Origin of the sequence: Halomonas alkalisoli, from assembly GCF_021412585.1 — a bacterium.
GTDB lineage: Bacteria > Pseudomonadota > Gammaproteobacteria > Pseudomonadales > Halomonadaceae > Halomonas > Halomonas alkalisoli.
This window is the reverse complement of the sequence record NZ_JAKCMI010000044.1, coordinates 153,129-170,902: the sequence shown is the minus strand read 5'-3', so window position 1 is coordinate 170,902 and position 17,774 is coordinate 153,129. Positions and strand designations below refer to the sequence as shown.

Here is a 17,774-nt window from a genome sequence, read left to right as displayed (position 1 = left end):
AACGATCAGCGCTAGAATGGCTCAGCGATAGACGGGGAAGCGCGCGCAGACGCCCTCGACCTTGCCCTTCACCTCGGCTTCCAGAGCGGTAGTGTCGTCCCCCCTGGCCATGGCGTCGAGGATGTCGCAGATCCAGCCGGCCAGTTCGCTGCACTCGGCTTCACCGAAGCCACGAGTGGTCACCGCCGGGGTGCCGATGCGCAGGCCGGAAGTGACGAAGGGGCTCTGGGGATCGCCGGGCACGGCGTTCTTGTTGACGGTGATGTGGGCACGGCCCAGGGCGGCATCCGCGTCCTTGCCGGTCAGACCCTGCTTGATCAGCGAGAGCAGGAAGAGGTGGTCTTCGGTACCGCCGGAAACGATGTCGTAGCCGCGTTCGATGAACACACCGGCCATCACCTGGGCATTCCTGACCACCTGCTGCTGGTAGGCCTTGAATTGCGGCTCCATGGCTTCCTTGAAGCAGATCGCCTTGGCGGCGATGACGTGCTCCAGCGGGCCACCCTGGCCGCCGGGGAAGACCGCGGACTGCAGCTTCTTCTCGATCTCGGCGTCGCCCTCGCTGGAGAGGATCAGGCCGCCGCGGGGGCCACGCAGGGTCTTGTGGGTGGTGGTGGTGACCACGTGGGCGTGGGGCAGCGGGGTTGGGTAGACGCCGGCGGCGACCAGGCCGGCCACATGGGCCATGTCGACCAGCAGATAGGCCCCCACCTCGTCGGCGATCTCGCGGAACTTGGCCCAGTCGATGATCTGGGAGTAGGCCGAGAAGCCGGCGATGATCATCTTCGGCTGGTGCTCGCGGGCAAGCTTCGCCACTTCCTCGTAGTCGATGCGACCGCTCTCGTCGATGCCGTACTGCACGGCGTTGTAGTGCTTGCCGGAGAAGTTGGGCTTGGCACCGTGGGTCAGGTGGCCGCCGGCGTCGAGGCTCATGCCCAGCACCGTGTCGCCCGGCTTGACCAGCGCCTGGAAGACGGCGCTGTTGGCCTGGGACCCAGAATGGGGCTGAACGTTGGCGTAGCTGGCATCGAACAGCTGCTTGGCATAGTCGATGGCCAGCTGCTCGACGATGTCGACGTATTCGCAGCCGCCGTAGTAGCGCTTGCCGGGGTAGCCTTCCGCGTACTTGTTGGTCAGCTGGCTGCCCTGGGCTTCGAGAACGCGGGGGCTGGCATAGTTCTCGGAGGCGATCAGCTCGATGTGTGCTTCCTGGCGAGCGACCTCTTTCTGCATCGCATCGAACAGGACATCATCGAAACCGGCAATCTGCATGTCACGGCTGAACATCGGCGGGGAACCTCGCATCACGGGGAGAATCAGGATGCGCCATGATACCCCAGCCCATGGCGGCTTTCACTTGAAAGGCCGTCATGGGCAGCACCACCATTTCTCATGCAGGCTTTAGCCCTGCTGCAGCTTCAGGGAAGCGCTGAATAAATTGGCGAGCGAGGTGAAGCGCAAGGCGCACGGAGCACAGGAACCGGAGCCTATGGGGTATAGGTGAGGATTCCGAGCACCGCGCAACGCAGCGATTTACCCGCGCAGACATTTATGCAGTGTTTCCTTAGCGAGTTTCCACCGTCATGGAAAGCTTATCCGGCAGGCCCAGCGGGTCGGCCGTGTAGGTGGCCATATTGCTTTCCGGCGGCAGCACAATACTGATCTCGAGCTCTTCCGCCGTTCCTTCCAGCAGCTCCACCAGCCCCATCAGGATCGACTGCACCTGGGGGCCGAACATCATGCCGAACCCCTGGGCCTGGGTGCGCGCCTGCTCTATGTACTGCGACTCGGTCACCCCTTCCATGGCCGCCCCAAGGGTGGCCAGGCGACCGAAGAGCCCCTGATTCGCAAGCGACAGGCGAATGTCGCCCCCCAGCAGGGTCGCGGCCTCCAGCCAGTCGACATCGGCAAAGACATCGGCAGGCTCCACTCCATTCGGCAGCACGACGGGCAGGTTGATGTCGAGCATCAGGCGCAGCGCATCGTGCAGCTCGATACGGCTGTCGCTGACCAGGACACTATGCTCGCTCCCCTCCTTCCAGCTTCCCAGGAAGGCGGCGTCGAGGCGCAGCTCACCGGTACCGTCGGTCAGGACGTTGCTGGCCATGCGCAGTTGGGTCCGCTCGTCTTCCGGAGCCATTTCGATCATGCGAGCCAGGTCCATATGGAAGCCTTCGAGGCGCACCCCGCCCTCGCCGTCGGAGAAGTCGCCATCGACATCCAGCAGCGACAGGCTGCCGACCAGCTGATCGGACTCGATGGCGAAGTCACGCAGGATCAGTGAGTCCAACTGCTCCTCACCGTCGACATCCAGCCCGGTCAAGCCTTCGAAGCGCAGGGAAGCCAGCGTGAAGGAGCCGGAACCGAACTCATCGAGATCCTCCCCCGAGCCCGCCACGCCGCTGATTTCCAGCATGCCGATGCCGTCATGGGCCAGCGACTGGCCGCGAACCTGTTCGATGGTCATGCGACCCTGGCTGCGGGTGAACGGCGTGCCATGGAAAATGTCCTCGGCAATCTCCGAGGCCATGTCAATCACGATGCCATCGATCGCCAGGCTGCCGATGCGCACCTCGTCTGGCGCCAGGCTGTCGTCCAGGGGAAAGACCGCGCGTGAAGGCTTGCCGAGCACGATACGCTCCGCGCTCATCAGCATCAGCTCGGTCAGGCTGTCCTCGATGCGAACCCCTTTCAGGGTGACCTCGTCAGGGCTGTCGTAGTTGCCGCTGACCTCATAGCTGTCGATGAGCAGCCGCTCGCCCTCCTCGGACTCGAAGACGAAGTCCTTGGCCGTGACGCGGGAGCGCAGCATGGCACTGGAGACATCGCCGATCTCGACGCTGCCGTAGCCCCCGAACAGGGAACGAAGCTCGGTCTCGAGCCGTTCTGCGTCGGCAAGTGCCGCGCCGGACGCCCCCGTCAGCGTGGCGAAAACCAGGGCAGAACCAAGGCGCGATGCCCCCGGACATGGTGCATTCATCGACGTCACCTCCTATGTGAAAGAAAGAACAGCGTGCCGTACGGCCGCCGCCTTTACATAGTGTAACCAGAAAAACGCCCATCGGCCTCCCTTGCCGCCGGGGTCGGTCAATGCCCCGCCAACGCCTTCATTCACGCTTCACCGAGCAGGCCAAGGCTCTCCATCGGCGTCTGCCGGCGCACGCTGCGCGACAGCGCATGGCCGATCACGCCGATCACCAGCGCGCCGCCCAGCGGCAGGGTCAGCCATAGCCCCCAGTGGATACGTGGCGCCAGGTCGAACCAGGCAAGATAGATTCCCGCCGCGGCCAGCTCGGCAAGCAGCGCCCCCATCAGCCCGCTGGCGAAGCCGAGGATCGCGAACTCGGCCCCCTGCACTCGCGAGATCAGGCGGTCACCGGCACCGAATACGCGCAGCAAGCCACTCTCGTGGGCACGGGTCGGACGGCTGGCGGTAAGGGCCGCGTAGAGCACGCTGATACCGGCCAACAGCACGAAGCCGAGCACGAACTCCACCGCCCGGGTCACCTGGGTCAGCAGCTCGCGCACCTGGCCGAGGATCGCCTCGACATTGAGCAGCGAGACACCCGGGAACTCGCGAACCAGCGCCCTGCTGATGTCGTCGCGTTCACGGTCGAGGTGGAAGGCGGTGATATAGCTGTGACCGAACCCCTCCAGCACATCCGGCGGGAAGATGACGAAGAAGTTGGGGCGGAAGCTGTCCCAGTCCAGGTCGCGCAGGCTGGTGATCTCGCCGACGATCTCCTCGCCACCAATGGTGAAAGACATGCTATCGCCCAGCCCCAGCCCCAGCCGCTCGGCCAGACCATCCTCTATCGAGATCGGCACCCGGCCTTCGGCAAGCGTGGGTGACCGGTCGAACCACTGGCCGGCCACCAGGCGGTTGCCCACCGGCAGCGTCTCGCGCCAGGTGAGATTGAGTTCACGCCGCAGCGAACCGTCGCCGCGGGCATCGGCCGGCACCGCATCGCGCGGGGCCTGGTCGTTGATCGCCGTGATGCGCCCGCGCACCATCGGATAGAGGGTGGTGCGCTCGTCCACGGCATCGTCCAGGGTATCGATGAAGGCGTCGCGCTCACCGGGCTGGATATTGATGGCGAAGTAGTTCGGCGTGTCCTCGGGCAACTGGTCCTGCCAGGTACTCAACAGGTCGCCGCGCACCAGGGCAATCATCGCCATGGCGGCAAAGGTCACCGAGAAGGCCAGCAGTTGACCGAGGCTGGCGCTGCGACGCCGCGCCAGCTGGCGCGCCCCCAGGCGCAGCGCCTGACGCTTGCCACCACCGGCAGACGGCATCCGTGCCACCAGGCGCAGCACCAGTGACAGCAGCAGCCACCCAAGCCCCCATAGCAGCACCAGCATCACCAGGCCGCCCACCAGCAGGCCGAAGGCCAGCTGCGGGTCGCCGGAATAGAGCCACAGCAAGCCGCCGAACACCAGGCTGGCCACCCCCACCACCAGCCACGCCGAGGCGGGCAGCGGATCGAGCTCGCGACGCAGCACCTTGAGCGCGCTGACGCGCTTGAGGCGCAGCAGCGTCGGCCCGGCGAAGCCGACCAGCACCGCCAGCGCCGTCAATACGCCCAGCAGCAGCGGCAGCGGGCCGGGGGGCGGCAGCTCCATGGGCAGGAAGGCAGTGAGCAGCCACAGCAACCCGGCCTGGCCGACCAGGCCCAGCAGCGCCCCCACCATGGAGGCAGCCAGGGCGAGCCACAGCAGCTGCAGGGCAAACAGCTGGGTCAACTGACGCTGGGTGGCCCCGAAGCAGCGCAGTAGCGCCGCGGTATCCAGATGGCGCTCCACGTAGCGCCGCGTGGCCATGGCCACCGCCACCCCGGCCAGCAGCACCGCGGCGAGCCCGGCCAGGCTCAGGTACTGTTCGGCCCGCGACAGCGCATTGCCCAGCTGCGGACGATCGCGCCGGACGTCACGCACTTCGACGCCATCGGCAGTCAACCCCCGCAAGCGTGGCAGCACCGCATCGACCTCACTCGGCGCGCCCCGGGTGAGCAGCGAGAACTCGATGCGGGAGCCGGGCTGTACCAGGCCACTCGCCTCGATATCGGCCTGATGCATCATCAGGCGCGGATTGAAATTGGCGAACCCCCCGGACTGGTCGGGTTCGCGCTCGACCAGGGCGGTGACCTCGAGGTGGGTCTGGCCTACCTGCACCCGATCGCCGAGATCGACCTCCAGCAGCTGTGCCAGTCGTGGCGCCAGCCAGGCTTCGCCCGGCGCAGGACCGCGCGCGAGCCGCTCGACACCCGCCCCCCGGTCGACATGGACCTCGCCGTAGAGGGGGTAATTGTCGTCGATGACCTTGAGGCTGGCCGGCTGGAAGGCATCTTCGTGGCTGGCCATGGAGACCATGCCGACCTGCTCGCTCAGGGTCAGCCCGGCCTCTTGCAGCGTCTGTCGCAGGGCATCCTCGAAAGGCCGCGCCTGCTCGAGCACCAGGTCGCCGCCCAGCAGTTGCCCGGCCTGGCGTTCCAGGCCACGCTCCAGACGGTCGAGAAAGAAGCCGATCATGGTCGAAGCCGCCACCGCCAGGGCCAGCGCCACGAACAGCGCCCGCACGTCGGCGGCGCGCAGGTCACGGCGCATGCCGCGCAGCGACAGGGCCAGGGCACCCATCCCGCGGCGCGCCTCGGGCTGGGCTGGTGCGGTGCCGACAGCGTCGTTCATGCCCCCACCTCGTCCAGCACCAGTGGCATTAGTCGCCCCTCTTCCAGCTGAAGGCAGCGATCGCAGCGCCGCGCCAGGGCGTAGTCGTGGGTCACCAGCACCAGGGTGGTGCCCGCCTCGCGGTTCAGGGCGAACAGCAGGTCGATGATGCGCCCGCCCGTGGCATGATCGAGGTTGCCGGTGGGCTCGTCGGCGAAGACCAGCTGCGGTTCGGTGACGAAGGCCCTGGCCAGGGCAACGCGCTGCTGCTCGCCGCCGGAGAGTTGCTTGGGCAGGTGGTCGAGCCGCTCGCCGAGGCCGACCCGAGCCAACCAGTCGCGGCCGCGCTGCTCGCTATCGGGAAGTGGCGCCAACTCCAGCGGCAGCAGCACGTTCTCCAGCGCCGTGAGGGTCGGTAGCAGCTGGAAGTTCTGGAACACGAAGCCCACCTTGCCGGCGCGCAGGCCGGCGCGGCCATCCTCGTCGAGGCTCGCCAGCGACTCGCCGAACAGGGTCAGTTCGCCGCTGGTGGGCTGGTCGAGCCCGGCCAGCAGTCCCAGCAGGGTCGACTTGCCGGCACCGCTGGCCCCGAGGATCGCCAGCGACTCTCCAGGGAACACTTCGAGGTCAAGGGCACTCAGAATGGTCAGCGGGCGTTCGCCGCTGGTTACCTGCTTGCCCAGTCCACGGGCGTGTAGAATCGTGGATGAGCTGGTTCTCGAGGAGTCTGACATGTCTAGAGGTATCCCTGTGCTGCTGTCTATTTCCGATCACCTGGGCCAGCGCTGGCGCCACGGCCTTGGTGCCTGCGTGCTGGGCCTGATGGCACTCGCTGCTTCACCGGCGGCACTTGCCGACGATTCCCCGACGCTGCTGGTCATGGGCGACAGCCTCAGCGCCGCATACGGCATCGAGCAGGATGAAGGTTGGGTCAGTCTGCTGGAAGCGCGTCTCGACGGAAAGGCGGATGTGGTCAATGCCAGCATCAGCGGTGAGACGAGCAGTGGCGGCGCGAGCCGACTTCCCGACCTACTCGGACAGCATGAGCCCGACATCGTTCTGCTCGGGCTGGGCGGCAACGACGGCCTGCGTGGCCTGCCGCCGAACCAGTTGGAGGCCAACCTCGGCGCCATGATCGAGGCAAGCCGCCAGGCCGGCGCCGAGGTGTTGCTGCTCGGCATCGACATCCCCCCGAACTACGGCCAGGCCTACCGCGATGCCTTTACCGGTGTCTTCTTCCGGCTCGCCGAGTCCTACGAGCTGGCCCTGCTCCCCTTCCTGCTCGACGGGGTGGCCCTGGAAGAGGGCATGATGCAGTCCGACGGTATTCACCCGACACCCCTTGCCCAACCGATCATCCTCGACAATGTATGGCCCGAGCTCCTGCCGCTGCTGGAGCGCAACGGCGTAGCTGGTTCCTTGTCCGACGGCTGACCAGGGCCTGTGCACAAGCAGCCTCTCACGACGTCGCCGGCACCGGGCTTTTCTGCCACTGCTGGAGCCCCAGCCCACCGAGAATCAGCACCAGCCCCACCAGGGTGGAGGGCAGGATCGGCTCACCGACCACCAGGAACAGCAGCAGCAGCGATACCGGCGGCGACAGGAAGATCAGGTTGGACACCCTGGCGGTACGCGATACCCGATGTACCGCCAGTTGCCACAGCACGAAGGCGACGCCCATCTCGAACAGCCCCACATAGACCCCCGCTGCCAATCCCTTCCAGCCAAGCCAGGAGAAACCGGGGCCGATCAGCATCAGCAGGGTGAGCACCGGCAGCGCGACGGTGAAGTTCTGCCATTGGGCGACCAGCGGCGGGCGATGATCGCGGGCATTGAGCAACCAGTAGAGAGCCCAGAGCAGCGTCGACGCCAGCGCCATGCCTACCCCGAGGGGATCGGCGAAGGCGACGTCGAAGACCGCCCCCCGCGTCGCGATGACCCAGACGCCGGCGTAGGCGATCAGGCCCGCAAGGATGTCGATCCGGGTCAGGCGCTGGCCGAGAATCGGCACCGCCAGGAAGGCCATGGCCAGCGCCCAGGTATAGTTGAGCGCCATGGCCTCCTGGCCCGGCAGCCGATCATAGGCGCCGAACAGCAGGAGATAGTAGGCCACCGGGTTCATCAACCCCGCCCAGGCGGCCGTGCGCCACCCCTGCGACAATGCCTGCCCCAGCCGGCCCTGGCGCACCATCAGCACGCCGATCAGCGCCCAGGAAACCAGCGAGGCGAGCCAGATCAGCTCCAGTGGCGACATGTAGGCAAGCGCAATCTTGAACGCCGTGGCCACCGTGGACCATAACGCCACGGCGCCAAGACCAAACAGTATCGCCTGGCGATCGCGGTTCGGTTCGGCCGCCCTCACCGGTCGACATGCCCGAGATCGCGCCCCGGATCGAGCCGGTCCCGGACCCGCTGCTTGAGCTGCTTGCTGTCGGGGAAGCCGCCGTCTCGCTTGCGTTCCCACAGCGAATCATCGTCGAAGAATATCTCGAAATAACCGCCATGGGACGGCACCAGCGCCACCTCCTCGAGGTCCTCACCGAAGGTGGAAAGCAGCTCCTGGGCCAGCCAGGCACTGCGCAGCAGCCACTGACACTGGGTGCAGTAGTGGATGCGGATACGTGACATGTCGGCCTCCCTGTCGCAACAATGATGGCTCCGATGATAACAGCCAAGGAGCCTGCATGGCTGAACGCGAGATCAGTCAAACCCGCCTCTACGAATGGTTGACCGGTGACGAGGACAGCCGGATGTGTCGTGACATTCCCGACGAGGCATGTGACGAACAGCCCCACAACTTCTTCCTGCACCTGTTCGCATCGCTGGGGAACAAGCTCGCCGACGAGCTCTCCAGCGCCCGCCTGGTACTCCCCTGGCTGCTCGGTGTGATCGGGGCCCCGCTGTGGATGGTCGGGCTGCTGGTCCCGATCCGCGAATCGGGTGCCCTGCTGCCGCAGCTGTTCGTGGCGGGCTTCATTCGACTCAAGCCGGAGCGCAAGTGGGCCTGGGCGGTCGGCGGTGCGCTGCAGGCCCTGGCCGCCGCGGCACTGGCACTGCTCGCCCTGTTCGGCAGCGGTGCCATTGGCGGCGCCCTGGTCCTGGTCGTGCTGGTGGCGCTGTCACTGGCCAGGGGGCTCTCGTCGATTGCCACCAAGGACGTGCTGGGCAAGACCATTGCCAAGGGCCGTCGCGGTACTTTACTGGGCTGGAGCGGCAGCGTGGCCGGCGCCGCAACCCTGGTTGCGGGCCTGGTGCTGATCCTGTTCGAAGATCGCCCCGGCGAGCTGGCGCTGGCCGTGCTGCTTGGCGTGGCGGCGCTAGGCTGGGGGCTGAATGCCCTGTGCGCGGCGTGCATTCGGGAAACGCCGGGGGCCGTGGAGGGCGGCGAGAACGCCTGGGACAGCATCAAGCTGGGGCTACGCCTGCTGCGCGACGATCGGAATTTCCTGCACTTCAATCTCTCCCGAGCGCTGCTGCTTGCCAGCGCCCTGGCACTCCCCTACGTGGCGCTGCTGGGCCAGCAGCAGAGCGGCACCGAACTTGGCGGACTGGGCATCCTCATCGTGGTCTCCGGCGTTGCCGGCATGGTGGCAAGCCCCGTCTGGGGCAAGCGCTCCGATGCATCCAGCCGCACGGTCATGCGCGACACCGGCCTGGGCGCGGCGGCCTGCTGCCTGCTGGGCGCCAGCTTCGCCTGGCTACCCGGTGCCTGGACGAACACGGTCTGGCCCTATGCCATGGTCTATGCGTTGCTGGTGATCGTGCATGCCGGCGTCCGCCTGGGGCGCAAGACCTATATCGTCGACATGGCAGGGGCAGACCGGCGCGCACTCTATGTGGCCCTTTCCAACACCATCACCGGCGCGCTGATGCTGCTGACAGGCGGCATGGCGGGCGCCCTCGCCCAGTGGCTGGGCACCACCTGGCTGCTGATGTTTCTCGCCACGATGGCACTGGCAGCGGCGCTCAGCGCCAGCAAGCTGCCCGATGTAGAGCGGTAACCACGGGTAAAGATTGTCAACGCGCCCCGGGCTGGCCATGATATATCATCGAAACGAGCCGTTGTCGGCTAGCCGATAGCCAGGACCCGAGACAGGAACGCCTTGTATGAAACGATCCCCACTGATCAGCCCGGAACTGCTCGAGCGCATCATCGATGCCTCGGTGGACGGCATCGTCGTCGCCGAACAGGAGGGCGATGAAAACATCCTGATCTATGTCAACAAGGGCTTCGAACGACTCACCGGCTACAGCGCAGACGAGATTCTCTATCAAGACTGCCGCTTCCTGCAGCAAGAGGATCGTGACCAGCCTGGCCTTGCCAACATCCGCAAGGCCCTCAAGGAGGGACGCCACTGTCGCGAGGTCCTGCGCAACTATCGCAAGGATGGCACCCTGTTCTGGAATGAGCTGTCGATCACGCCCCTGTACGATGAAGAGGACAAGCTCACCTATTACATTGGCGTGCAGAAAGACGTCACCGAGCGTGTCGAGACCCAGATGGAGCTCGAGCGCTTGAAGGCCGAATACGGCCGCTCCTGAGACAATGCCCCCGTCAGGTCAAAAAAACATCGATCAGGACTTGCTCTCGGCGCCGGACGGATATATATAGCCGTCAGGTGCCGACATATCGGCACCCATGGCGCTTCTGGTCCGTCGCTTCGGACGCGAAGCGAATGCTTGTGATGAGTCGACCGTCGAGTCGGTCGTCATCGGGCCATGGAGGATGTCACATGAGCCAAGACCCCCTGATCAACGATTCTCATGAGGATGAGCAGGAGTTCCTCGAAGCCGTCAACGATGACGACTACGCCCGTCCCCGGGCCGCCAGCCGACACGAGACCCTGCGCGCCCGTCGCCGCGTCGAGGCACTGCTGGAAGAGCGTCGACTGAAGCGCGCCATCGAGGACGACTGGATGCTGCTCGACGAAGAGGACGAGTAGCCCCACGACTGACCACCATCCCGCAGCAAAGGCCGGCGCAACGCTGGCCTTTGCCCTGCCTGGCCACTATCATCGTGGCCACTGAAACCCTCAACCCAGTGGAATTCCATGGCGCAATACGTCTACACCATGAATCGGGTGGGCAAGGTCGTACCCCCCAAGAAACAGATTCTCAAGGACATCTCGCTCTCCTTCTTCCCGGGCGCCAAGATCGGTGTGCTGGGCCTGAATGGGTCCGGCAAGTCGACCCTGCTGCGCATCATGGCCGGCGTCGACAAGGAGCACGAGGGCGAAGCGCGCCCCATGCCCGGCATCAACATCGGCTACCTGCCCCAGGAACCGCAGCTCGATGACGAGAAGAGCGTGCGCGAGACCGTGGAGGAAGCCCTGGGCGAGATCCAGGACGCACAGGCCAAGCTCGATGCCGTTTACGCCGCCTACGCCGAGCCGGATGCCGATTTCGACGCCCTGGCCAGCGAGCAGGCGCGGCTCGAGAACATCATCGAGGCCGCCGATGCCCACAACCTGGAGCGCAAGCTGGAAGTCGCCGCCGAGGCGCTCCGGCTCCCGCCCTGGGACGCCAGAGTGGGCAACCTCTCCGGGGGCGAGCGCCGCCGCGTGGCGCTGTGCCGTCTGCTGCTCTCCAATCCCGACATGCTGCTGCTCGACGAGCCCACCAACCACCTGGATGCGGAATCCGTGGCCTGGCTCGAGCGCTTCCTGCACGACTATTCCGGCACCGTGGTGGCCATCACCCACGACCGTTATTTCCTCGACAACGTGGCGGGCTGGATTCTCGAGCTCGACCGTGGCCAGGGCATTCCCTTCGAGGGCAACTACTCCCAGTGGCTGGAATCGAAGGAGAAGCGCCTCGAGCAGGAGGCCAAGCAGGAGGCCTCGCGCCAGAAGGCGATCAAGCACGAGCTGGAGTGGGTGCGCAGCAACGCCAAGGGCCGCCAGGCCAAGAGCAAGGCGCGCCTCAATCGCTTCGAGGAGATGCAGTCTGGCGATTTCCAGAAGCGTAACGAGACCAACGAGATCTATATTCCACCCGGCCCGCGCCTGGGCGACAAGGTCATCGAATTCCACGGCGTATCGAAGCGCTTCGACGACAAGCTCCTCTACGAGGACCTCAGCTTCACCGTGCCCAAGGGCGCCATCGTGGGCATCGTCGGCGGCAACGGTGCCGGCAAGTCGACGCTGTTCAAGCTGATCAATGGCAGCGAACAGCCCGATGGCGGTGAGGTCGTCGTCGGCGATACCGTCGAGATCGCCTACGTCGAACAGCTGCGCGATGCCCTGGACGACAAGCAGACGGTATGGGAAGCGGTTTCTGGCGGACAGGACATTCTCAACATTAACGGCTACGAGGTCTCCTCGCGGGCCTACGTCGGCCGCTTCAACTTCAAGGGCAACGATCAGCAGAAGTTTCTCAAGGACCTCTCCGGCGGGGAACGCGGTCGCCTGCAGCTGGCCCAGACCCTCAAGCAGGGTGCCAACGTGCTGCTGCTCGATGAGCCCTCCAACGATCTGGATATCGAGACCCTGCGCGCCCTGGAGGAAGCCCTGCTCGCCTTCCCGGGCTGCGCCCTGGTGATCTCCCACGATCGCTGGTTCCTCGACCGGATCGCCACCCACGTGCTCGCCTTCGAGGGCGACTCCCAGGTGGTCTTCTTCGAGGGCAACTATACCGACTACGAAGCGGATCACCGCAAGCGTGTCGGCAACGACACCCCCCATCGCATGAAGTACAAGCGTATCGACGCGTGATAGTGCGCTGGAGCTGATCGACGAGGCCTCGCCGAATGGCGAGGCCTCGTGTCATTGGGGATAGATATTCCCCGGCTACTGGCGATGCAGCCTTCCTGGCGACTCAGCGAATAGTAAAACCTTGGCCGATATCGTCCGTCATGGTCGCCTACCGGTGATCAACGAGACGATGAACAGCACCAGAAACAGGAAGAATAGGATCTGGGCGATGGTGGTAGCCGCACCGGCGATACCGCTGAAACCGAGAACACCGGCGATGATGGCAATGATCAGGAACAACATGGCGTTGCCGAGCATGATGACCTCCTTGGCCTTCTTGACGCCGTGGCGCCGAAAATTCCTTTTGGGTGTCCATCAGCCTTGCGTCAACTGACGGAATCGTCAAGTTACCGCCCGTCAGGTCATGTAACCAACGCCTGATCCCGTGTGCCTCGTCTCCCTCAATAGAGCCCCGGCTCCCCGGCGGGACGGGTCTTGAAACGGCGGTGCAACCACATGTACTGCTCCGGGTGCTTACTTATCGCCTGCTCGATGAACGCATTGACCTGTGTCGCGTCACTCACTTCATCGCCACTGGGAAAGTCGTCCAACGGCGGGTGGCATTCAATGGTGTAGGTACGGTTGTCGGGGTTGCGATGGAACATCAAGGGCACCACTGGCGCCCCGGTCATCCGGGCTATCTTGGCGGTCAGCCGGATGGTCGCCGCCTCGACACCAAACAGCGGAGCGAAGACGCTGACGTCCCGACCGAAGTCCTGATCGGGCGAATACCAGACGATATGCCCCTCCTTTAGGCGGCGCACCATGCCTCGCAGATCGCGCCGATCGATCGTCTCACCGAAAATATCCTTGCGCGCCTGGGTCATGAAGCGATCGAACAAGGGGTTGTTGTGTGGCCGATAAACAGCATCGGAGTCGAAATAGAGCGAGTGAAGGGCCCCGCCCAGGTCCAGTGTGGAAAAGTGAATGCCCACGATCAGCACCCCCTTGCCCCTGGCCTGGGCCTGCTCCAGGTGGTGCCTCCCCTTGTAGGTGACCCGGTGGCGCAGGTGCCTGGGATCACGGCACCAACCGGTGGCGGTCTCAAGGATACCGATGCCGTTCGCCTTGAAGGTATCGAGTGCCAGCTTGTCTCGCTGGGCGTCACTCAGCTCGGGAAAACAGAGCCGCAGATTGGTATCGACGATATGACGACGGCGCGGCACCGCCCACCAGGCGAGAAGACCGAGCCCGCGCCCAATCGCCAGCTTGAACCGCCAGGGCAGCCAGGCGCCGACTCGCATGGCACCGATGGCCAGCCATGCGGGCCAGAAACGCGGGTGGGCAAAGGAGGCGGGCCAGTTACGCTTGGACATACAAGCTCCACTCGATCAAAAGGCGCATCATACCGCGCCCGCTGAAGCCGTGCAGGCGAGCCGTCGCCAACGCGGTCATTGCCCCTTCAAGCGCCGAGACCGAGATAGCGGCGCGGCACCCTCGGAAGCACGCCGGTAAGCAGGGTATAGCTGATGGTGTCGCAATGACGCGCCACCTCATCCACCGACAGCACCCTGCCGTTGGATGCCTGCCCCCACAGCACCACCTCGGTGCCGATGCCGGCCTCGGGAATGTCCGTGACATCCACGGTGAGCATGTCCATGGAAACCTTGCCGGCTATGCCGGCGGGCTGTCCCGCCACCAGTACCGGCGTGCCATCCACGGCGTGGCGGTCGTAGCCGTCACCATAGCCGCAGGCCACCACCGCGATACGCGACGGCCGCGGCGCCTGCCAGCGGCCGGCATAGCCGACTGCCTCGCCCGCCTTCAGGTCGCGCATGGCGATGATCTCCGAGCGCAGCGTCATGACCGGTTTCAGGCGTCGCGTCGCGTCGCTGGCGACCTCCAGGGGATCGCTGCCGTACAGCATCACCCCTGGGCGCACCCAGGCACCATGCGCTTCGGGCCAGGCCAGGGTCGCCGGCGAGTTGGCCAGGCACAGCGGCGCGTCGAGACGCTGGGCCAGCTCTCGCATGCAGGCGAGCTGCTGGTGAAAATAGGCGGCATCGACGGCGTCGGCGGTGGCGAAGTGGCTCATCAGCTGCACCGCGGTGACGCACTCAGGACTCTCAGTGAGGCGCTTCCAGACATCGATGGCCTCTTGTGGCGTGAATCCCAGGCGATGCATGCCGGAGTCGACCTTGAGCCACACCGGGATCGGCCGGGCCGGGCGATGCGACAGCAAGGCCTTGACCTGCCACTCGCTATGCACCGCCAGCCACAGGCCAAGCGCTTCGACGCGGGCCAGTTCGGCCGCCTCGAAGATACCCTCGAGCAGTACGATCGGCGCTTCGATATGGCCCTGGCGCAGCGCCTCGGCCTCCTCGATGCTGGCAACCGCAAAGGCAGGCGGCCTGACGCCGGCCGGCAGGGACTCCAGCGCCGCTGCACAGGCGACGCTGCCATGGCCGTAGGCGTCGGCCTTGATCACTGCCAGCGCCCGGCTGTGGGGTGCCAGCTCGCGAGCCAGGCAGTAATTGTGACGCAGGGCGTCAAGGTCGATATCGGCGACCAGGGGTCTTGCCATGAAAACCTCCTCACGAGAAGCAGTGACGCCGAATTATCCTCTATATCATTGCCATAATCACGAAAAGAACCACCGATTTATCGGTGGTTCTTTATGGGTAATTCTAAAATTCAATAAAATATCAGTTTATCTTAATGCCGATCAATCATCATGCCAGTCAGTCTTCACGAAGGCGCCCGGGGACGCTCACCGATGTTCATGACCGGATTGTCATTGGCTTCGTCCGGCAGCTCCAGGGAGACGCTCTCCTCATCGGAGAGCCAGGCATTGACGGCCTGGATGGAGTCCGCGCCAAGCAGCCCCGCCTGCAGCTGTAGCTGCAGCAGACCCAGCACATAGTCATAGCGGGCTTCGGCATGGTCGGCGATGGCATTGAACAGGCTCTGCTCGGCATTGAGCACGTCGACGATATTTCGCGTGCCCACCTCGTAACCCGAACGCGTCGCCTCCAGGGCGCTCTGGTTGGACACGATTGCCTGCCGGCGAGCCTCGACGGTCTCCACGTCGTTGTTGACGCGGGTAAACAGCGAGCGCACCTGCTGGATGGTATCGCGCCGCTGCGCCTCGAAGTCATACTGACTGACCTCCAGGGCAAAGCCGCTCTGGCGGATCTGCGCCTCCGTCGATCCGCCCGTATAGAGCGGCAAGCTGGCACGCACCCCGACCTGGCTCTCGGAGTTGTGGTTCGTCCCGGTACGGTCGCTGTCCGACCAGCCATAAGTGGCGAAGGCCGAGACCACCGGACGCTGTCCGGCACGGGAGATTTCCACCTGGCTCCTGGCCACTTCGATGCCCGCCTGTGCCATCAGCACCATGGGGCTGTTGTCCATGGCGAGCGTCACCCAGTCCTCGCGATCCCCCGGTTCGGGCGGCACGATGGGGATATCGTCATCCAGGGCATCGATGCTGTCATAGCGGTGCCCGGTCAGCCGCTCCAGCGCCTCGAAGCTGACCTGCATGGCGCTTTCTGCCGCGATGCGCTGAGCGCGCGCCAGATCGTAGGAGGCCTGGGCCTCGTGCACGTCGGTAATGGCGATCAGCCCCACTTCGAAACGTTCGCGGGCCTGCTCCAGCTGGCGACTGATGGCAATCTCCTGGGCCCGCCGGGCGCTCAGGATGTCATGGGCCCGCAGAATCTCGAAATAGGCGTCGGCCACATTGAAGAGCAGCTGCTGCCTGGCCACGTCCAGTGACACGGCATCGCGGTCGATCTCCCGCTCGGCCCGGGCGAGCTGAGCCTGCCGCGTCGGATCATAGAGCGCCTGCTCGGCCTCCAGGCTCACCCCGACGCTATTGATGGTGTCGTCTCGCGGAGCCACTTCGCCCGGCACGCCGCCTTCAGGCACGCCTTCCTGGCCCTGGGCAGCGCTTGAATAGATTCGCGAATGGCTGACGTTGCCCCCGACCGCAATCTGCGGCAGCAGGGTACCGCGCTGCACGTCCCGGGCGGCCTCGGTCGCCAGAAAGCCGGAGCGGACGGAAGCCAGCTCGGCATCGTTCTCGAGGGCATCCTGGGCAATGGTCCAGAGGTCGGCGCCTTGCGCACTGCCGGCCATTGAAAGAGTGACAAACGCGGCAATCCAGCGCTTGCGCAAGCAACGTGATGAGGCTGGGCGAGACATGGTCGATGTTCCCTTAACGACAAGACGCGCCCGGAAAACCGCAAGGCGCGACAATGATGCGCCGTAGCGCACCCATGGTACGAACTGGCCGGAACGGGCCGCCTGCCGGGCCAGCGACCCATCCCGGAGCATAAGCGCTATTCGAAGATGGAGTCCATGGACAGGCCCTGCTTCTCCAGTACCCGACGCAGCTTCTTGAGCGCTTCAACCTGTATCTGGCGTACCCGCTCACGGGTCAGGCCGATTTCGTCTCCGACCTCTTCCAGCGTGGCGGCCTCGTGCCCGCGCAGGCCGAAACGGCGGATCACCACCTCCGTCTGCTTTTCGGTCAGTTCCGCCAGCCAGTCGTCGACATGCTGCTTGACATCGACGTCGACCAGACTCGACTCGGGGCCCTGATCGTTATCATCGGCGAGGGTCTCGATCAGCGGCTTGTCGCTCTCGCCGCCCATCGGGTAGTCCACCGACGAAACGCGCTCATTGAGCCCCATCATCTTCTTGACCGCCTCCACCGGTTTGTCGAGGTGCTCGGCAATCTCCTCGGCGGTGGCCTCATGATCGAGCTTCTGGGTCAGCTCCCGGGCCGCCCGCAGATAGATATTGAGCTCCTTGACCACATGAATCGGCAGGCGAATGGTGCGCGTCTGGTTCATCAGCGCCCGTTCGATGGTCTGGCGGATCCACCAGGTGGCATAGGTGGAGAAACGGAAGCCGCGCTCGGGATCGAATTTCTCGACGGCGCGGATCAGGCCGAGATTGCCCTCCTCGATCAGGTCGAGCAGGGTCAGGCCACGGTTGAGGTAGCGCCGGGCGATCTTGACCACCAGGCGCAGGTTGGATTCGATCATCCTCGATCGGCCGGCAGGATCGCCCTTCTGGGCAAGGCGGCCGAAATAGACCTCCTCCTCCGGGGTCAGCAGGGGGGAGAAGCCGATCTCGTTGAGATAGATCTGGGTGGCATCGAGGCTGTGATGATAGTGTTTGTCCTCACGACTCAGCGCCTTCTCGAACGCCTCCTCATCCCTGGCAACGCTCTCCTCACTGGCTTCACCGCCTTCGAGCTCCTGCTCGGCCTCGGTGACATCCTCTAGATTAACGTCCTGAAGGTCCCGCTCAAGCATGCTCATCGGTTGCTACCCCGTTGTTTCGTCCTGAGGTGCCGGTATACACCACATCATCTATCGGCACGCACCGTTCTATTATTATGTAATT

At 64.9% G+C, this 17,774-nt stretch carries 16 protein-coding genes; 5 read left to right on the top strand and 11 right to left on the bottom strand.

Going from position 1 to position 17,774, the window contains the following annotated elements:
* Nucleotides 1–21: 21 nt before the first annotated feature.
* The 4 genes from glyA to LY622_RS20810 form a co-directional block, all read right to left on the bottom strand.
* On the bottom strand, nt 22–1,287 hold the full coding sequence (glyA, locus tag LY622_RS20825; RefSeq protein ID WP_234292644.1) for a serine hydroxymethyltransferase: 1,266 nt from the start codon (nt 1,285–1,287) through the stop codon (nt 22–24).
* A 277-nt stretch (nt 1,288–1,564) separates the two neighbouring features.
* Entirely contained in the window at nt 1,565–2,980 is a 1,416-nt protein-coding gene (locus LY622_RS20820; protein WP_234292643.1) for a hypothetical protein, read from the bottom strand.
* Between the two features lie 131 nt (nt 2,981–3,111).
* Nucleotides 3,112–5,634, bottom strand: coding sequence for an ABC transporter permease (locus tag LY622_RS20815; protein WP_234292769.1), 2,523 nt, complete (start codon nt 5,632–5,634; stop codon nt 3,112–3,114).
* Between the two features lie 47 nt (nt 5,635–5,681).
* Complete coding sequence (locus tag LY622_RS20810; protein ID WP_234292642.1) at nt 5,682–6,398, bottom strand: ABC transporter ATP-binding protein; 717 nt, start codon at nt 6,396–6,398, stop codon at nt 5,682–5,684.
* Here LY622_RS20810 and LY622_RS20805 point away from each other — a divergent pair.
* Nucleotides 6,397–7,098, top strand: coding sequence for an arylesterase (locus LY622_RS20805; protein WP_439649605.1), 702 nt, complete (start codon nt 6,397–6,399; stop codon nt 7,096–7,098). The genes LY622_RS20810 and LY622_RS20805 overlap by 2 nt on opposite strands.
* 25 nt (nt 7,099–7,123) lie before the next feature.
* On the opposite strand, the gene LY622_RS20800 is transcribed toward LY622_RS20805, so the two are convergent.
* Together LY622_RS20800 and LY622_RS20795 are read right to left on the bottom strand one after the other, a co-directional pair.
* Nucleotides 7,124–8,026 carry a DMT family transporter gene (locus LY622_RS20800; protein ID WP_234292641.1) on the bottom strand — a complete coding sequence of 301 codons (903 nt, stop codon included), beginning with the start codon at nt 8,024–8,026 and terminating at the stop codon, nt 7,124–7,126.
* Entirely contained in the window at nt 8,023–8,292 is a 270-nt protein-coding gene (locus LY622_RS20795; RefSeq protein WP_234292640.1) for an Rdx family protein, read from the bottom strand. The genes LY622_RS20800 and LY622_RS20795 overlap by 4 nt, the downstream gene beginning before the upstream one ends.
* 56 nt (nt 8,293–8,348) lie before the next feature.
* On the opposite strand from LY622_RS20795, the gene LY622_RS20790 reads away from it, so the two are divergent.
* The 4 genes from LY622_RS20790 to ettA all read left to right on the top strand — a co-directional run bounded on the left by LY622_RS20790 (nt 8,349) and on the right by ettA (nt 12,377).
* Entirely contained in the window at nt 8,349–9,665 is a 1,317-nt protein-coding gene (locus tag LY622_RS20790; RefSeq protein WP_234292639.1) for an MFS transporter, read from the top strand.
* 106 nt (nt 9,666–9,771) lie between these two features.
* Nucleotides 9,772–10,206 carry a PAS domain S-box protein gene (locus tag LY622_RS20785; RefSeq protein WP_234292638.1) on the top strand — a complete coding sequence of 145 codons (435 nt, stop codon included), beginning with the start codon at nt 9,772–9,774 and terminating at the stop codon, nt 10,204–10,206.
* Between the two features lie 191 nt (nt 10,207–10,397).
* Nucleotides 10,398–10,607 (top strand): PA3496 family putative envelope integrity protein, encoded by a 210-nt coding sequence (locus tag LY622_RS20780; RefSeq protein WP_234292637.1) that lies wholly within the window; start codon nt 10,398–10,400, stop codon nt 10,605–10,607.
* A 108-nt stretch (nt 10,608–10,715) separates the two neighbouring features.
* On the top strand, nt 10,716–12,377 hold the full coding sequence (ettA, locus tag LY622_RS20775; protein WP_234292636.1) for an energy-dependent translational throttle protein EttA: 1,662 nt from the start codon (nt 10,716–10,718) through the stop codon (nt 12,375–12,377).
* A 138-nt stretch (nt 12,378–12,515) separates the two neighbouring features.
* Here ettA and LY622_RS20770 read toward each other — a convergent pair whose 3' ends face one another.
* From LY622_RS20770 to rpoS, 5 genes are all read right to left on the bottom strand, one after another.
* Nucleotides 12,516–12,674 (bottom strand): DUF1328 domain-containing protein, encoded by a 159-nt coding sequence (locus LY622_RS20770; RefSeq protein ID WP_234292635.1) that lies wholly within the window; start codon nt 12,672–12,674, stop codon nt 12,516–12,518.
* Nucleotides 12,675–12,817: 143 nt separating this feature from the next.
* Nucleotides 12,818–13,732 (bottom strand): LpxL/LpxP family Kdo(2)-lipid IV(A) lauroyl/palmitoleoyl acyltransferase, encoded by a 915-nt coding sequence (lpxL, locus tag LY622_RS20765; RefSeq protein WP_234292634.1) that lies wholly within the window; start codon nt 13,730–13,732, stop codon nt 12,818–12,820.
* 86 nt (nt 13,733–13,818) lie between these two features.
* Entirely contained in the window at nt 13,819–14,940 is a 1,122-nt protein-coding gene (gene alr / locus LY622_RS20760; RefSeq protein ID WP_234292633.1) for an alanine racemase, read from the bottom strand.
* Nucleotides 14,941–15,104: 164 nt separating this feature from the next.
* Complete coding sequence (locus LY622_RS20755) at nt 15,105–16,562, bottom strand: TolC family outer membrane protein (RefSeq protein WP_234292632.1); 1,458 nt, start codon at nt 16,560–16,562, stop codon at nt 15,105–15,107.
* 137 nt (nt 16,563–16,699) lie between these two features.
* Nucleotides 16,700–17,683, bottom strand: coding sequence for an RNA polymerase sigma factor RpoS (gene rpoS, locus LY622_RS20750; RefSeq protein ID WP_234292767.1), 984 nt, complete (start codon nt 17,681–17,683; stop codon nt 16,700–16,702).
* Between the last annotated feature and the right edge of the window lie 91 nt (nt 17,684–17,774).

What these genes read in the sequence shown, in the direction of transcription:
- LY622_RS20820 (WP_234292643.1), bottom strand. Translation starts at nt 2,980, where the DNA reads ATGAATGCACCATGTCCGGGGGCATCGCGCCTTGGTTCTGCCCTGGTT.
- glyA (WP_234292644.1), bottom strand. Translation starts at nt 1,287, where the DNA reads ATGTTCAGCCGTGACATGCAGATTGCCGGTTTCGATGATGTCCTGTTC.
- LY622_RS20810 (WP_234292642.1), bottom strand. Translation starts at nt 6,398, where the DNA reads ATGTCAGACTCCTCGAGAACCAGCTCATCCACGATTCTACACGCCCGT.
- LY622_RS20795 (WP_234292640.1), bottom strand. Translation starts at nt 8,292, where the DNA reads ATGTCACGTATCCGCATCCACTACTGCACCCAGTGTCAGTGGCTGCTG.
- alr (WP_234292633.1), bottom strand. Translation starts at nt 14,940, where the DNA reads ATGGCAAGACCCCTGGTCGCCGATATCGACCTTGACGCCCTGCGTCAC.
- LY622_RS20755 (WP_234292632.1), bottom strand. Translation starts at nt 16,562, where the DNA reads ATGTCTCGCCCAGCCTCATCACGTTGCTTGCGCAAGCGCTGGATTGCC.
- LY622_RS20770 (WP_234292635.1), bottom strand. Translation starts at nt 12,674, where the DNA reads ATGCTCGGCAACGCCATGTTGTTCCTGATCATTGCCATCATCGCCGGT.
- lpxL (WP_234292634.1), bottom strand. Translation starts at nt 13,732, where the DNA reads ATGTCCAAGCGTAACTGGCCCGCCTCCTTTGCCCACCCGCGTTTCTGG.
- LY622_RS20780 (WP_234292637.1), top strand. Translation starts at nt 10,398, where the DNA reads ATGAGCCAAGACCCCCTGATCAACGATTCTCATGAGGATGAGCAGGAG.
- LY622_RS20805 (WP_439649605.1), top strand. Translation starts at nt 6,397, where the DNA reads ATGTCTAGAGGTATCCCTGTGCTGCTGTCTATTTCCGATCACCTGGGC.
- LY622_RS20815 (WP_234292769.1), bottom strand. Translation starts at nt 5,634, where the DNA reads ATGGGTGCCCTGGCCCTGTCGCTGCGCGGCATGCGCCGTGACCTGCGC.
- rpoS (WP_234292767.1), bottom strand. Translation starts at nt 17,683, where the DNA reads ATGCTTGAGCGGGACCTTCAGGACGTTAATCTAGAGGATGTCACCGAG.
- LY622_RS20790 (WP_234292639.1), top strand. Translation starts at nt 8,349, where the DNA reads ATGGCTGAACGCGAGATCAGTCAAACCCGCCTCTACGAATGGTTGACC.
- ettA (WP_234292636.1), top strand. Translation starts at nt 10,716, where the DNA reads ATGGCGCAATACGTCTACACCATGAATCGGGTGGGCAAGGTCGTACCC.
- LY622_RS20785 (WP_234292638.1), top strand. Translation starts at nt 9,772, where the DNA reads ATGAAACGATCCCCACTGATCAGCCCGGAACTGCTCGAGCGCATCATC.